General features: G+C 66.2%; 14 protein-coding genes. 4 read left to right on the top strand and 10 right to left on the bottom strand.

Annotation, left to right across the window (positions count from 1 at the left end):
• Nucleotide 1: 1 nt before the first annotated feature.
• Genes ACQR1I_RS19175 through soxX form a run of 5 tightly spaced genes read right to left on the bottom strand, consistent with a single transcriptional unit; the run spans nt 2 to nt 2,346 of the window.
• Entirely contained in the window at nt 2-304 is a 303-nt protein-coding gene (locus tag ACQR1I_RS19175; RefSeq protein WP_434866109.1) for a hypothetical protein, read from the bottom strand.
• 23 nt (nt 305-327) lie between these two features.
• Nucleotides 328-1,176, bottom strand: a complete 849-nt coding sequence (gene soxA / locus ACQR1I_RS19170; protein ID WP_434866108.1) for a sulfur oxidation c-type cytochrome SoxA — start codon at nt 1,174-1,176, stop codon at nt 328-330.
• Nucleotides 1,173-1,484 carry a thiosulfate oxidation carrier complex protein SoxZ gene (soxZ, locus tag ACQR1I_RS19165; protein ID WP_434866107.1) on the bottom strand — a complete coding sequence of 104 codons (312 nt, stop codon included), beginning with the start codon at nt 1,482-1,484 and terminating at the stop codon, nt 1,173-1,175. The genes soxA and soxZ overlap by 4 nt, the downstream gene beginning before the upstream one ends.
• Before the next feature lie 14 nt (nt 1,485-1,498).
• Nucleotides 1,499-1,993, bottom strand: a complete 495-nt coding sequence (soxY, locus tag ACQR1I_RS19160) for a thiosulfate oxidation carrier protein SoxY (protein WP_434866106.1) — start codon at nt 1,991-1,993, stop codon at nt 1,499-1,501.
• Nucleotides 1,994-2,016: 23 nt separating this feature from the next.
• On the bottom strand, nt 2,017-2,346 hold the full coding sequence (soxX, locus tag ACQR1I_RS19155; protein WP_434866631.1) for a sulfur oxidation c-type cytochrome SoxX: 330 nt from the start codon (nt 2,344-2,346) through the stop codon (nt 2,017-2,019).
• A gap of 153 nt (nt 2,347-2,499) precedes the next feature.
• Between soxX and ACQR1I_RS19150 the strand changes: the two genes are divergently transcribed.
• Nucleotides 2,500-3,177, top strand: a complete 678-nt coding sequence (locus ACQR1I_RS19150) for a DUF938 domain-containing protein (RefSeq protein ID WP_434866105.1) — start codon at nt 2,500-2,502, stop codon at nt 3,175-3,177.
• Between the two features lie 221 nt (nt 3,178-3,398).
• Here ACQR1I_RS19150 and ACQR1I_RS19145 read toward each other — a convergent pair whose 3' ends face one another.
• Nucleotides 3,399-5,465, bottom strand: a complete 2,067-nt coding sequence (locus ACQR1I_RS19145; protein WP_434866104.1) for a prolyl oligopeptidase family serine peptidase — start codon at nt 5,463-5,465, stop codon at nt 3,399-3,401.
• 224 nt (nt 5,466-5,689) lie between these two features.
• On the opposite strand from ACQR1I_RS19145, the gene ACQR1I_RS19140 reads away from it, so the two are divergent.
• Nucleotides 5,690-6,907 carry an MFS transporter gene (locus ACQR1I_RS19140; RefSeq protein ID WP_434866103.1) on the top strand — a complete coding sequence of 406 codons (1,218 nt, stop codon included), beginning with the start codon at nt 5,690-5,692 and terminating at the stop codon, nt 6,905-6,907.
• 260 nt (nt 6,908-7,167) lie between these two features.
• Here ACQR1I_RS19140 and ACQR1I_RS19135 read toward each other — a convergent pair whose 3' ends face one another.
• The gene (locus ACQR1I_RS19135; RefSeq protein ID WP_434866102.1) at nt 7,168-7,713 is read right to left on the bottom strand and encodes a carboxymuconolactone decarboxylase family protein; all 546 of its coding nucleotides are present in this window, start codon (nt 7,711-7,713) and stop codon (nt 7,168-7,170) included.
• A gap of 154 nt (nt 7,714-7,867) precedes the next feature.
• Here ACQR1I_RS19135 and ACQR1I_RS19130 point away from each other — a divergent pair, with 154 nt between their 5' ends.
• Both ACQR1I_RS19130 and ACQR1I_RS19125 read left to right on the top strand, forming a co-directional pair.
• Entirely contained in the window at nt 7,868-9,052 is a 1,185-nt protein-coding gene (locus ACQR1I_RS19130; protein ID WP_434866101.1) for an acyl-CoA dehydrogenase family protein, read from the top strand.
• Nucleotides 9,053-9,207: 155 nt separating this feature from the next.
• Entirely contained in the window at nt 9,208-10,347 is a 1,140-nt protein-coding gene (locus ACQR1I_RS19125; protein WP_434866100.1) for an acyl-CoA dehydrogenase family protein, read from the top strand.
• A 188-nt stretch (nt 10,348-10,535) separates the two neighbouring features.
• Here ACQR1I_RS19125 and ACQR1I_RS19120 read toward each other — a convergent pair whose 3' ends face one another.
• From ACQR1I_RS19120 to ACQR1I_RS19110, 3 genes are all read right to left on the bottom strand, one after another.
• Nucleotides 10,536-10,991 (bottom strand): fasciclin domain-containing protein, encoded by a 456-nt coding sequence (locus tag ACQR1I_RS19120; protein WP_434866630.1) that lies wholly within the window; start codon nt 10,989-10,991, stop codon nt 10,536-10,538.
• An 896-nt stretch (nt 10,992-11,887) separates the two neighbouring features.
• Nucleotides 11,888-12,925: an amino acid ABC transporter substrate-binding protein gene (locus ACQR1I_RS19115; protein ID WP_434866099.1), complete on the bottom strand. Its 1,038-nt coding sequence runs from the start codon at nt 12,923-12,925 to the stop codon at nt 11,888-11,890.
• Nucleotides 12,926-12,991: 66 nt separating this feature from the next.
• Nucleotides 12,992-13,585 (bottom strand): L,D-transpeptidase, encoded by a 594-nt coding sequence (locus ACQR1I_RS19110; RefSeq protein WP_434866098.1) that lies wholly within the window; start codon nt 13,583-13,585, stop codon nt 12,992-12,994.
• Between the last annotated feature and the right edge of the window lie 12 nt (nt 13,586-13,597).

Below are 13,597 nucleotides of genomic sequence, written 5' to 3'. Positions count from 1 at the left end.
CCTAGCGGATCTCCATCTCCCTCCAGCGCTGCTTCTCGCTGGTGGCCTGGACGATCGAGGCCTTGGCGAGCGCCTCGGCCTCCTGCGCCGACTTCAGCGCCGAATCGAAATTGCCGGACTCGGCTGCCTTCTTCGCAGCGGTCAGTGCGGCCTGTGTCACAGTCCATTGGTTGCGCAGACGTCCGGCTTCCTTGTTGGCGCTCTCGGCCGCCGCGACAGCCGCGAGATAATCGGCTTCCGACGCGGCCCGCGCGGAGCCGGCGCAGACCGCCGACACCATCATGGCGAAGGCGATCTTTTTCATGACGTTTGTTGTCGAGATATTTCTCATGGCCGCGCTCCGGGCCCTGAAACCGGCAGGCCGTTCGACACGTAGGAGAGATAGTATTCGAGGTTGCGGTATTCGTCCGACTGCGGCTCCAGCGGCACGGCGCGCGTCTGGCTGTTGCAGGTGACGAAGCGCCGGCTGATCGTGCCCATGCCGCTCCACTCGGAGCGGTAGATCGGCATCGCGTTGAGGATGCCGAGCGCGGGCGCGAGGATCTCGGCGCGGATGCGCTCGCCCGGGCTCTGCACGTGGCAGCTCGCGCAGGAGAAGTTCAACTGGCCGCGGCGGGTGTAGAAATACTCCTTGCCCTTCTCGAAGGCGTCGAGCGCGCGCGGGTCATCGGGGATCTTGATGTCGAAGCGCTTGCCGCGCGAGGTGAAGGCCATGTAGGCGGTCAGCGACGCCATCTCGTCCTTGACGTAGGAATAGGGCTGCTCGCCATTGGCCTCGCGGCAGCGGTTCAGCGCCAGCTCCAGGGTGATGACCTTGCCTTCCTTGCCGTCGAAATAGGGATAGTTCTGCCGGATGCCGATGCCGCCGTTCGGGAAGCAGTCGGCGTAGGTCTTGCCGTTCTTGAACGGCTTGGCGAACATCTCCTTGCCGGCGTCGAGCGCGAACTCGTATGGCGGAAACTGCTCCTTCTCCTCCCACTGCCGGCGCATGTCCTCGTTCATCGAATACGGCCCGTTGACGAAATCGTCGAACGCGACCTTCGGGAACTTCTTGCGGTAGTAGTCCTGGAACGCCTTGGCGTCGGCGACCGGGTCGGGCTTGTCGGCCGCCGCGACGCCGGCGGCGCCTGTTGCGAGCACGGCGATGAACGCAAGCGCGAGGCGCATCGCCCTCATTGGATGGTCGCCGTCAGGCTGTCGGTCGCACCCTTGTTGTCGACCCAGCTCACCTTGAGCTCGTCGCCCTTGGCGGCGCCCTTAAAGCCGAACTTGACGTAAGGGTCCTTGGAGACCGCGGTGCCCCAGTCGGCCAGGAACACGGTCTTGTCCTTGTGCGTGAAGGTGAGCTGCTGGATGTAGTGCGCCGGGATCAGTTCGCCCTTGGCGTCCTTGACCAGACCGGTGTCCATCGGATGCTGGATCAGGGTCTGAACCTCGGCGACGTCGCCGTTCAGGACCGCGCGGACGCGAATGCTCGATGCCATGATCGATCTCCTCCCTAGCCGCCGCAGCCGCCAACGGTGACCTTCACTTCCTTGGTCGCGCTGTACAGCTTGCCGCCGGATTCGACGAGCGCGATGACGCTGGAGGTCTTGGCCATCTTGAGCCGGTTCGCCACCGCCGGCACGGTACCGTCGGGGATGTGGTACGACGCCGCCAGCGCGAACGGATTCTCGCTGACCACGAACGAGATCGAGGTCACGTTCGGCAGGCTGGTGGTGACCGAGATCGGCACCACGCCGCCGTTCTCGGCGATCTCCGGCGCGTCCAGCTTGATCTTGTCGGAGGCCTCATGATCCCGGCCATACAGCGTTTTGATCGCGTCGCCGGCGTTCTTCTGCTTGAAGGCGTCGTCGGGATATTTGTTGTCGTTGGTGGCGGCGAAGGCGGGCGTGGCGTGCAGCACGGCGTTGCCGAGGCCGATCAGCGCGACGAGGCCGGCGCCTTTCAGGAACAGGCGGCGGTGGGCCAACGGGCCGGGCGAGGCAGTCATGAGAGGGTCTCCAGAACGATTGATCAGAGGGTCTGCAGGAAATCGACGACGGCGCTGATTTCCTGTTCGGTCAGGATGCGGTGGCGGCCGAACGGCGGCATCACCGTCAGCGGATTGCGCTTGGTCTCGTCGGTCAGGATCGCGATCAGCTCGGCGCGGTCGTACCTCTCCTTGAGGTTCTCCAGCTTCGGCCCGATCGAGCCGGGCAGGTCGCCGCCCTTGATCTGGTGGCAGGTCAGGCAGTTGCCCTTGCCGCGGTCGAAAGCGATCTTCTGGCCTTCGGCGGCGCCGGACTGGGCGTGAGCGGCGGTGGACACGGCAAACCAGAGCCCCAGCGCCAGGGCGGTACGCATGACGGATGTGATCAAGATGAAGTTCCGACGCCTCGGTGATCCCAGCAATATAGGGGTTGGAAAGCATAAAGACCATCGGCTGACAATGCGGCTATGGTGGCCGGCGCAACGCGGTTAACGCGGGCCGTTCAGGTCGGGGCGGGGAGCTTGGAAATGGCGGAATATGTCGTGGAGTTCGGCCGGGACGGCCGGCCGGTGGAACCGGACGGACGGCTCGATGCCGCCGCGTTCCACCGCAACCACCAGCCGATCTGGGCCGTGCTGGGCCGGCTGCTGGAGGGCTGGACCGGCGACGTGCTGGAGGCCGGCAGCGGCACCGGCCAGCATGCCGTGCATTTCGCCACGCAGCGCCCGGATCTGACGTGGTGGCCGAGCGACCTCAACGACAATCACCTGGCGAGCATCGCGGCCTGGCGGAAGCATAGCGGGCTCGCCAATATCCGCGATGCGCAGCGTATCGACCTGTCCGATCCCGGCTGGGTCGCCGCGTTCCGGGCTGCCGGCGGGCCCGCGCGGCTGACCGCGATCTTCTGCGCCAACGTCATTCACATCGCGCCCTGGCCGGTGGCCGAGGGCCTGTTCGCCGGCGCCGGGCAAGTGCTGGTGCCGGACGGCCTGCTCGTGCTCTACGGCCCGTTCAAGCGCGACGGCAAGCACACCGCCGTCAGCAACGCCGTGTTCGATACGTCACTGCGCGAGGGCAACCCGGACTGGGGCGTCCGCGACATCACCGATCTCGAAGCGCTCGCGGCGCGAAATGGTCTGGCCTTGCGCGAGACGGTGGAGATGCCGGCCAACAACATGATCCTGGTGTTCGCGCGCGGCGCGTGAGTTCGCGACGGCACTGCGTAAGTTGCGAAGGCGCTTCGCCACCCACAGCCGTCGTCCCGGCGAACGCCGGGACCCATACTCCGCAGCAGGAGTTTGGGGCGACGACAGTTGTCACGACGATCTCGCGTCACAACTGGACCCTGTGGTTATGGGTCCCGGCGTTCGCCGGGACGACAGCGGTGAGGATCAACGGCAGATTGCCTGACGGCAGCAAGCAGCCGCTACTCCATCTCCAGCCCCACATGCCGCGCCAAAAACCGCGTGCCCAGCGTGATGAAGCCGGCGCGTTCGCGGTTGTCGGTGCCGTAGCCGTGGCCGCCGGCGGCGGGCTCGTAGAACCAGCTGTCGTAGCCCATGGCCTGCAGCTTGGCGGTCATCTTGCGCGCGTGACCCGGATGCACGCGGTCGTCGCGACGGGTGGTGGCGATCAGGATCGGCGGATAGGGCTGGCCGGGCTTCGCCGTGTGATAGGCCGAGTAGGTCTGCAGCCATCCCCAATCCTCGTCCTTGTCGGGATCGCCATATTCGGCGATCCAGCTCGCGCCGGCGAGCAGCTTGGTATAGCGGCGCATGTCGATCAGCGGGATGGTGCAGAACAGCGCGCCGAAGCGCTCGGGATAGCGCACCAGCATGTTGGTGATCAGGATGCCGCCGTTCGAGCCGCCCTGCGCGGCGATGCGCTTCGCCACCGTGACGCCGCGGCGAACGAGGTCGGCGGCCACGGCGGCGAAGTCATCATGCGCGAGCCGCTTGCCGGCGTAGCGGCCGGCATCGTGCCAGGCGGTGCCGAACTCGCCGCCGCCGCGGATGTTGGCCTCGACCAGCGTGCCGCCGCGCTCCAGCCACAGCTTGCCAAGCGCCGCATTGTAGGCCGGACGGATGGTGTGGCCGAACCCGCCATAGGCGCTCATGTACACCGGCGCGTCGCCGGTCGGCTCGGCCGGTCCGGTTTGGGTGTAGGGGATGCGTGCGCCGTCGACCGAGATCGCCTCGTGGCGCGTCACGACGTAGCCGTCTGCGGTGAAGGTGCGCGGCGCTTGCTTCAGCACGGCCGGCGCGCCGAAGGTCTCGATGAGCTGCAGCGTCGGCGGCGTCAGCGGGTCCTGGATATTGGCGAGCAGGTCGCCATGACTTTCAGTTTCTTCGATGTCGAGCCGCCACACATCGACCGTTGCAATCTCCGGCAACCCCGGCAGCAGCTGATCAGACCAGCCCTCGGGCGATGGTGTCCACAACTCGAAACGCGGCTTGAGCTCGTCGAGGACTGACAGCACCAGCCGGCCGCCAGCCCAAAACAGCCCCTGCAGCGCACGCCGTGGGCCGGGCTCGAACAAGTGCACGAAGGCGCGCGAGCCCGCAAGAAATTCCGACAGCGGAATGCCCAGCAGCACATCGGCAGAGTGGGTGGCCTCGCCGACCGTCCACGGCTGGCGCAGCTTCACGGCCATCCAGTCGCCATCCACCGTCATCCAGCAATCCGTCGGCAGGTCCAACTTGGTGCGGGCACCGTTGGCGTCGCCGAGCCACAGATGATGGTTGAAGAAGTCGAGCCCTTCCGAGAACCACACCCGGAACGGCGTGACGCTGCGATCGACGCCCGCACGTACCCAGACCGACTCGCTGTTCTCGGCGGTGAAGATCACCTCTGCCTGGTCGATCGGCTGGCCGCGCCGCCACCGCCGCACCGTGCGGGCATAGCCGGACGGTGTCGCCATGCCCTGGCCGAACGCGCTCGACAGCAGCAGCGTATCGGCATCGAGCCAATCGACACTGCCCTTGGCCTCCGACAGCGTGAAGCCGTCGGTGACGAAGCGCTTTGTGGTGAGATCGAACTCGCGCAGCACCACCGCGTCGCTGCCGCCGCGCGACAGCGCCAGGATCGCGCGCTCATGGGTGGGGGGCAGGCTCGACACCCAGTTCAGCGCCCAGTCCTCGCCTTCGTCGGCGGCGAGGCGGTCGATGTCGAGCAGCACGTCCCATTGCGGCTCCGCCTTGCGGAACTCGTCCAGCGTCGTGCGCCGCCACAGCCCGCGCGGATGCGCCGCGTCCTTCCATTGGTTGTAGAGCAGCCCGCCGCGCCGGCTGACAAACGGAATGTTGTCGGGCCGGTCGAAGATCGCCGCCAGCGCGTCGCGATCGCGTTCGAAGCCGGCGCCGCCGAATGCGGCCAGCGTGCGCTGGTTCTGCGCTGCGACGAATTCCAGTGCGCGCTCGCCCTCGACGTCCTCGAGCCAGAGATACGGATCGTCATCGGGCGCGGCGAGGGTCGGACGATCGTCGATTGACATGGCTCAAGCTCCGCAGGCGGCTTTGACGCGAGAATACCGTTCGCCTGATTAGCCGTGGTGGCCGGGGCTGTCGAATCACGCATCGCGCTGCACGGCTCATCGTGGCCTGCCTTGTCGCTGCATGGCTTGTCTCCGTTGCGGCCGGTTGCCTCCGGCGCCGGCTTCCCGCAATAGTGCCGCCACAGCAGAGCAACAAGGGAGCGCGGCGCGCGTCCGGACAACCCATGATCGACGTGACCGTGACCGAAGACACCTCCGATGACGCCCGCGCGCGCCGCAATGTCGCCCGCCTCGCTGCCGCGCAGGCCCTGACCGGCGCCAACTCGGCCGTGATCTTCGCCACCGGCGCGATCGTCGGCGTCACCATCGCGCCGAACATCGGGCTGGCGACCGTGCCGATCTCGATGTACGTCGTCGGCCTCGCCGCGGGCACCTTGCCGACCGGCGCCATCTCGCGCCGCTTTGGCCGCCGCGCCGCCTTCCTCATCGGCACCGGCTGCGGCGTGGTCACCGGCGTGCTCGGCTGCCTCGCCATTTTGCGCGGCTCGTTCGTGCTGTTCTGCCTCGCCACCTTCCTCGGCGGCCTCTATGGCGCCGTCGCACAATCCTACCGCTTCGCGGCCGCGGACGGTGCCAGCGCCGCGTTCCGGCCCAAAGCCGTGTCGTGGGTCATGGCTGGCGGCATCTTCGCCGGCCTGCTCGGTCCGCAACTCGTGCAATGGACCATGGACGTCTGGCAGCCCTATTTGTTCGCCTTCAGCTATCTGGTGCAGGCGGCGGTCGCGCTGATCGCGATGGGCATCGTCGCCGGCGTCGACCTGCCGAAGCCCGCGGCCGCCGACCTGCATGGCGGCCGGCCGCTGTCGGAGATCGTCCGCCAGCCCCGCTTCATCGCGGCGGCGCTGTGCGGCACCATCGCCTATCCGGTGATGAACCTCGTGATGACCTCGGCGCCTCTGGCGATGCAGATGTGCGGGCTCACGGTGTCGGATTCCAATTTCGGCCTGCAATGGCACATCGTCGCGATGTACGGCCCGAGCTTCTTCACGGGCTCGCTGATCGCCCGCTTCGGCGCGCCGACCATCGTCGCGATCGGGCTCGCGCTGGAAGCGGTTGCGGCGGTGATCGGCCTGTCGGGCCTGACCGCGATGCACTTCTGGGCGACGCTGGTGGCGCTCGGCGTCGGCTGGAATTTCGGCTTCGTCGGCGCCTCCGCGCTGGTGCTGGAGACGCATACGACAGCCGAGCGCAACAAGGTGCAGGCGTTCAACGATTTCCTGATCTTCGGCCTGATGGCACTGGGCTCGTTCTCGTCAGGCCAGCTGCTCGCCCATTTCGGCTGGTCCGCGGTGAACCTCGTGGTATTCCCGCCGGTGCTGCTGGGCCTGTGCGTCCTGGCGCTGGTGTGGTCGTCGAAGCGCCGCGCGGCGGCGGCGGGCTGACGCTGGCAGGTCAGTAGTAGAAGGTCGTGCGGCACCCACAGTGCGCTCCCCTCCCCCTTGCGGGGAGGGGTCCGGGGTGGGGGTCCACGAGTCGTCCTCCATCAGTCTACAAAGATCATACTCTTTCGACAGGGACCTGATCGGAAAGAGCGCGCCTCACTTGGTCTCTCGCCCGGAGACCCCCACCCCCGACCCCTCCCCGCAAGGGGGAGGGGAGCGCACCGGCGTCGTGGCTACCGGTTCGATTCGATTAGTGCATCCTATTTCAACTCCGACACCTCGCCTTCCGGCAGGTCGAACTCGAACGCATTCAGCGTCATCGAGACCATCGTGTAGTAGCCGCACAGGCCGATGATCTCGACGACGCCGCGCTCGCCGAGCGTTGCGATCGCATTCTTGTACAGCGCGTCCGTCAGGCCGTGGCCCTCATGGAGCGACTTGGCGACGTCGTAGATCATCTGCGCCTTGGCATCGGAAAAGTCAGGCGTGCGGCGGTCGCGGATGGCGTCGATGATCTTGATGTCCAGCCCGCCGGCCAGTGCCAGGCGCTTATGCGCGTACCATTCGTAATGCGCGGTCCAGTGCCGCGCCGTCACCAGGATCGCGATCTCCGACAGCGCGGCCGGAAACATCGTGTCGTAGCGCAGGAAGGCGCCGAGCCGCGTTGCGTGGCGCGCCATCTCCGGGCTGTTGAGCCAGGCCATCATCGGCGGCGGCGGCGAGCCGCGCTTGCTGGCGATCGACTCGTCATAGGTCTGGCGCTGGTCGGCGCTCATTTCGCCAGGCGAAAGAAGTTTCAGGCGCATGGTCGTTTCCTCGTATTTTCACGCGGCGGCATCATGACCATAGATCACGGCGCAAGGCGAGGCCGCCCGCGGCGACATCGATGTTGAATTCCCTGATGCGCTGAGGTTAGGTCGTTCCAACGACAGCATTCATGGAAACGCGCGAGGACCGGACATGGCAGATCTCGACACATTCCGCCGCGAAACGAGGGCCTGGCTCGAGGCCAATTGCCCGCCCGAAATGCGCCGGCCGATGACCTCCGAGGAGGACACATTCTGGGGCGGCCGCAACGCCAAATTCTCCTCCGAGCCGCAGCGCATCTGGTTCGAGCGCATGCGCGACAAGGGCTGGACCGTGCCGCACTGGCCGCGGGAATATGGCGGCGGCGGGCTCGACGGCGAGGAGGCCAAGATCGTGCGCCAGGAGATGGCGGCGATCGGCGCGCGGGCGCCGATCACCTCGTTCGGCATCTCGATGCTCGGACCCGCGCTGCTGAAATACGGCACCGACGAACAGAAGCGCGAGCATCTGCCGAAGATCACCGCCGGTCTCATCCGCTGGTGCCAGGGCTATTCCGAGCCGAATGCCGGCTCCGACCTCGCCTCGCTGCAGACCCGCGCCGAGAGCGACGGCGACGACTACATCATCAACGGCCAGAAGATCTGGACCTCCTACGCCAACTTCGCCGACTGGATCTTCTGCCTGGTGCGCACCGATCCCGCCGCGAAGAAGCATGACGGCATCAGCTTCATCCTGTTCGACATGACCTCGAAGGGCGTGTCGACCAAGCCGATCCTCCTGATCTCCGGCCGCTCGCCGTTCTGCGAGACCTTCTTCGACAATGTCCGCGTGCCCAAGTCCCATGTGCTCGGCACCGTCAATCGCGGCTGGGACGTCGCGAAATATCTGCTGCAGCATGAGCGCGCGATGATCTCCGGCATGGGCGAGCGCGGCGGCAGCCGGCCGCTCGGCCAGGTCGCGGCGGACAGCGTCGGCAGCGATGCACTTGGTCGTCTCGACGATGCGCTGCTGCGGGCCGAGATCGCCACCTTCGACGTCGATGAGGCGGCGCTCGCGGCCGCCGCGGAGCGCATGGTCGATCTCGCCAAGGCGGGGCAGGGACATCCGGCATTCTCCTCGGCGATGAAGTATTACGGCACCGAGCTCAACAAGCGTCGCCACGAGCTGTTGATGTCATCAGGCGGCATCGACGCGCTGGAATGGGAGAGCGAACGCTCCCACGAAGGCGCGCGTCCCCGCGCCTGGCTGCGCACCAAGGCCAACTCGATCGAGGGCGGCACCTCCGAGGTCATGCTCGGCATCGTCGCCAAGCGCATCCTCGATCTGCCGGGGGCGTGACTTGCATCCCTCATCCTGAGGAGCGCGCTCCTTTGCGCGCGTCTCGAAGGATGAGGCCCCACTGTCGGCCTCATGGTTCGAGACGGCGCAAGGGCGCCTCCTCACCATGAGGGTTGAGAGCGAACCGGTCAGACGCAGTTAAGGAAATTCGTCACATGCCTCTCCTCCTCACCGAAGAACAATCCATGCTGCGCGACAGCGCGCGGGGCCTGATCTCCGATCACGCGCCGATTGCCCACCTGCGCAAGCTGCGCGACTCCCGCGACGAGACCGGCTTTTCCAGGGAGCTCTGGGCCACCTTCGCCGAGATGGGCTTTGCCGGCCTGCTGGTGCCCGAGGAGCACGGCGGCTCCGGCCTCGGCGCCGTCGAGGCCGGCGTCGTGATGGAGGAGATTGGCCGCACCTTGATGCCGTCGCCGTTCCTGGCCACGGCCGTGCTGTCGGCCTCGGCGCTGACGCGTGCCGGTTCAGCGGCGCAGAAGTCGGAGTACTTGCCGAAGCTCGCGAGCGGCAAGCTGCTCGCCGCGCTCGCGCTCGATGAAGGCGCAAAACATCGTCCGCTGCACACCGCGCTGCAGGCGGTGCGCTCGGGCAACGGGTTCAAGCTGAATGGCGCCAAGGCGATGGTGGTCGACGGCCATGTCGCCGATCTCCTGCTCGTCGCTGCCCGCAGCGCCGGCGCGCCGGGCGAGCGCGACGGCCTCACGCTGTTCCTGGTCGATCCCAAGGCCAAGGGCGTCGCGATCGAGCGCACCATCATGGTCGACGCGCACAACGCCGCGCGCATCACCTTCGACAATGTCGAGGTGACCGCGGATCACGTGCTCGGCGATGTCGATGCCGGCGCGGCCGTGTTGAACGGCGTGCTCGATCTCGGCCGCGGCGCCGTCGCTTCCGAGATGGTCGGCCTGAGCGAGGAGGTGTTCGGCCGCACGGTGGCATACCTCAAGGAGCGCAAGCAGTTCGGCAAGGCGATCGGCGAATTCCAGGCGCTGCAGCATCGCGCCGCCCATCTCTACATCGAGATCGAGATCACGCGCGCCGCCGTGCTGAAGGCGCTACAGGCGCTCGATGCCGATCCCGCGGCCGCGACGGCGGCCGTCGCCGTGGCGAAGGCCCGTGCCGGCGCCACCGCAACGCTCGCGGTGCAGGAGGGCGTGCAGATGCATGGCGGCATGGGCATGACCGACCAGTTCGACATCGGCTTCTTCATGAAGCGCGCGCGGGTGTGCGAGGAACTGCTGGGTGACGCGAACTATCACGCGGCCCAATTGGCGCAGCTGAGGGGGTATTGAAAATTGGTTGCCGTCATGCCCGGGCTTGTCCCGGGCATCCACGTCGTGCCACGCAGCAAGACGTGGATGGCCGGGTCAAGCCCGGCCATGACGTGGATAGAGCGAATGATACTAAAAGCGATCGAGCCCGCCGAAGCGGTTGAACGTTTGCAAGAGCGCGCCGTCACCGACGGCGCGCTCTCGTTCCATCAATGATGCATCGGCGCCTTGGCCGGCGGCAGCAGCACCTTGTCGATGACGTGGATGACGCCGTTCGAGGCCATGATGTCGGCCTGCACGACGTGGGCGTCGTTGACCTGCACGCCGAAGAAGGTGCCGTCGACCGACACCGGCTGGCCCTGCGCGGTTTTCACGCTGAGCTTCTTGCCGGCGACGTCGCCGGCCTTCACTGCGCCGGGAATGACGTGATACTTCAGGATCGCGGCGAGCTTGCCCTTGTTCTTCGGCTTCAGCAGGTCGTCGACCGTGCCGGGCGGCAGCGCGGCGAAGGCCGCGTCAGTCGGTGCGAACACCGTGAACGGGCCCTTGCTCTTCAGCACCGGCACGACACCTGCGGCCTTGGCAGCCGCCACCAGCGTCTTGAACTGGCCCGCGCCGACGGCGGTGTCGACGATGTCAGCGGCACGTGCCGCGGTTGCTGACATGGAGAGCGCGCCCAGCATCAACGCGCCGGCCACGAACGAACGGATTCCCAGCGTCATTCGAATTTTTCCCTGTGAACTGAACTGATGAGTTGGCTGATGCGCAAAAGGATTTGCGGCCCTCGTTCTCCCTGTGGTCCAGGGTCGCATCACCCTGACCGAATGGTCGAGGTCGTTACGATCGCTGTGAACGGATGGATTTGATGGAGTGTTCACGAACTCGTGAGCATGATTGTGCTGCGGTATGTGATGGTGGGCAGCGCCGTGAATCCGCTGAACTAATTGCGCGCGTTCGACGAAAGCGTTGCCCGTCGTGCCATTTTGTCGCAACCCGACGGGCGTTGTGTCGTCGGGCAAATCAGCTGCACATTTCCGCTCGTCACGGCCTGCACGAGGGGCGTTTCGCGATCGTCATGAAGCGCGGGCCGGTGATGCGATGGACGCGTCGAATCGCAGCGTGAGTGATCGCGCCGACGAACGATGATGATGCGAACGTGAAAGCGCGTGGTCCCGGCATCCCGATGCTGATGCCAAACCGGCGGGTGATGATCCCCTGCCGGTGACGGTGGCCAACAAGCCGGTGCACCGAGGAGAGCGCGCCATAGGCGTTAACACCATCGCGCAGGGAAGGCCGGGTTGCCCCGGCTGAGCCTGTGGTTCTGCCGCCTGCATTTTTCACGCAGGCGGACCGCAGGTGCCAGCCGGCACCTGGCCTTCCCTGCGCCCTCGATTTCGAGAGGGTGGAGAATTTGGCAAAGCTCGGGCGCAAGGCGCCGCGAGAAGGTCAGGCCATGCTCCGTCGTTGCGAGCGAAGCGAAGCAATCCAGAGTCTCTGCAACAACCCTGGATCGCTTCGTCGCGTTGCTCCTCGCGATGACGGCGGAGATATGCCGGGAGCCCTACCTGATCGGCGGTGCGTACTGGATGCCGCCGGCGTTCCACAGCTGGTTCATGCCACGCGGGATCTTCAGTTTGGATTCGGTGCCGACGTTGCGCTCGTAGACCTCGCCGTAATTGCCGACGTGGCGGATGATGCGTGCGGCCCAGTCCTTCGACAGGCCGAGATCCTGGCCGTAGGTGCCCTCGTTGCCGACCAGCCGCATCACGTCCGGCTTCTTCGACTTCAGCGCCTCGTCGATGTTCTTCGAGGTGACGCCGAGCTCCTCGGCATTGATCATCGCGTACAGCGTCCACTTCACGATCATCATCCAGTCGTCGTCGCGCTGTCGGACGACCGGTGCGAGCGGCTCCTTGGAGATCAGGTCGGGCAGGATGTCGTGATCCCCTGGCTTGGACAGGATCTGGCGCAGCGCATAGAGCTGCGAGACATCGGCGGTGAAGGTGTCGCATTTGCCGCTGTCATACGCCTTGATGACGTCGTCCAGCTTGGAAAGCTTCACCTCCTCATACTTCATGTTGTTGGTGCGGAAGTAGTCGCCGAGATTGAGCGCGTTGGTGGTCGCGTCCTGGACGCAGACCTTGCTGCCGTTGAGGTCGAGCGCGGTCTCTAGCTTGCGCGCGCGCGGCACCATGAAGCCCTGGCCGTCGTAATAGGCGACCGCCGGGAAGTACAGATCGTAGTTCTGCTCGCGCGCCATCGACCAGGTGGTGTTGCGGGAGAGGATGTCGACCTTGCGGCTCTGCAGCTCCTTGAAGCGCTCGTTGGCGTCGAGCGGGATGAACTTCGCCTTCTTCGGATCGTCGAAGATCGCTGCGGCGACCGCGCGGCAGAAGTCGACGTCGAAGCCGGTCCAGTTGCCTCTGTCGTCGGGAATCGAGAAGCCGGGCAGGCCGGCATTGACGCCGCACAGCACCTCGCCACGGCGGACGGTGCGCTTCAGGGTGCGGGTGTCGTACATCTCATAAGTGACGGCGAGCGCCGCGACGAGAACGGCAACGGCGAGCCCGATCAGCAGGCCGCCTCGGAAAGTGCGCATGGTCAATCTCTTTCGGAAAATGTCAGGACAAAGCGATGGCTGGACGTCCGGCGGCTGATGCCGCCGTCACAGTTCCGGCTTCTGCCGCACCACGACCTTGGTGCCGACCGGCACGCGCTCGTAGAGATCGGCGACATCGGCGTTCACCAGGCGGAAGCAGCCCGACGAAATCTTGCTGCCGATGGTCCAGGGCTGGTTGGTGCCGTGGATGCGGTACACGGTGGTGCCCAGATACATCGCGCGCGCGCCCAGCGGATTGCCGGGACCACCGGCCATGAAGCGCGGCAGATAAGGCTGGCGCTGGATCATCTCCGGCGGCGGCGTCCAGTCCGGCCATTCAGCCTTCTTGGTGATCGACAGCAGGCCCTGCCATTGGAAGCCGTCACGGCCGACGCCGATGCCGTAGCGGATGGCGCGGCCGCCCGGCTGCACCAGATAGAGGTGACGCTCGGCGGTAGAGACGATGATCGTCCCCGGTGGCTCGGTGGTGCGGAAATAGACGACCTGCTTGCGCCATTCGGGATCGAGCTCGTAGCCGTCATCGGCAACGAGACCGGGCTGGTCGCCGGGGTCTTCGGACTGGGCGAGGCTATGCGACGTGGACAGCGCCAGCGCGATGATGGCGCTGGCCGCACACAGCAGGCGACGGAAACTCGGCATTCAAAGCTCTCC

Origin of the sequence: Bradyrhizobium sp. HKCCYLS2038 (genome assembly GCF_051167655.1) — a bacterium.
Classification (GTDB): domain Bacteria; phylum Pseudomonadota; class Alphaproteobacteria; order Rhizobiales; family Xanthobacteraceae; genus Bradyrhizobium.
The sequence above is the reverse complement of the archived record's forward strand: the minus strand, read 5'-3'. Positions and strand labels throughout refer to the sequence as shown.

Excerpts from the sequence above, each read along its gene's own strand:
- ACQR1I_RS19175 (WP_434866109.1), bottom strand. The coding sequence starts at position 304 with ATGAAAAAGATCGCCTTCGCCATGATGGTGTCGGCGGTCTGCGCCGGC.
- soxA (WP_434866108.1), bottom strand. The coding sequence starts at position 1,176 with ATGAGGGCGATGCGCCTCGCGCTTGCGTTCATCGCCGTGCTCGCAACA.
- soxZ (WP_434866107.1), bottom strand. The coding sequence starts at position 1,484 with ATGGCATCGAGCATTCGCGTCCGCGCGGTCCTGAACGGCGACGTCGCC.
- soxY (WP_434866106.1), bottom strand. The coding sequence starts at position 1,993 with ATGACTGCCTCGCCCGGCCCGTTGGCCCACCGCCGCCTGTTCCTGAAA.
- soxX (WP_434866631.1), bottom strand. The coding sequence starts at position 2,346 with ATGCGTACCGCCCTGGCGCTGGGGCTCTGGTTTGCCGTGTCCACCGCC.
- ACQR1I_RS19150 (WP_434866105.1), top strand. The coding sequence starts at position 2,500 with ATGGCGGAATATGTCGTGGAGTTCGGCCGGGACGGCCGGCCGGTGGAA.
- ACQR1I_RS19145 (WP_434866104.1), bottom strand. The coding sequence starts at position 5,465 with ATGTCAATCGACGATCGTCCGACCCTCGCCGCGCCCGATGACGATCCG.
- ACQR1I_RS19140 (WP_434866103.1), top strand. The coding sequence starts at position 5,690 with ATGATCGACGTGACCGTGACCGAAGACACCTCCGATGACGCCCGCGCG.
- ACQR1I_RS19135 (WP_434866102.1), bottom strand. The coding sequence starts at position 7,713 with ATGCGCCTGAAACTTCTTTCGCCTGGCGAAATGAGCGCCGACCAGCGC.
- ACQR1I_RS19130 (WP_434866101.1), top strand. The coding sequence starts at position 7,868 with ATGGCAGATCTCGACACATTCCGCCGCGAAACGAGGGCCTGGCTCGAG.
- ACQR1I_RS19125 (WP_434866100.1), top strand. The coding sequence starts at position 9,208 with ATGCCTCTCCTCCTCACCGAAGAACAATCCATGCTGCGCGACAGCGCG.
- ACQR1I_RS19120 (WP_434866630.1), bottom strand. The coding sequence starts at position 10,991 with ATGTCAGCAACCGCGGCACGTGCCGCTGACATCGTCGACACCGCCGTC.
- ACQR1I_RS19115 (WP_434866099.1), bottom strand. The coding sequence starts at position 12,925 with ATGCGCACTTTCCGAGGCGGCCTGCTGATCGGGCTCGCCGTTGCCGTT.
- ACQR1I_RS19110 (WP_434866098.1), bottom strand. The coding sequence starts at position 13,585 with ATGCCGAGTTTCCGTCGCCTGCTGTGTGCGGCCAGCGCCATCATCGCG.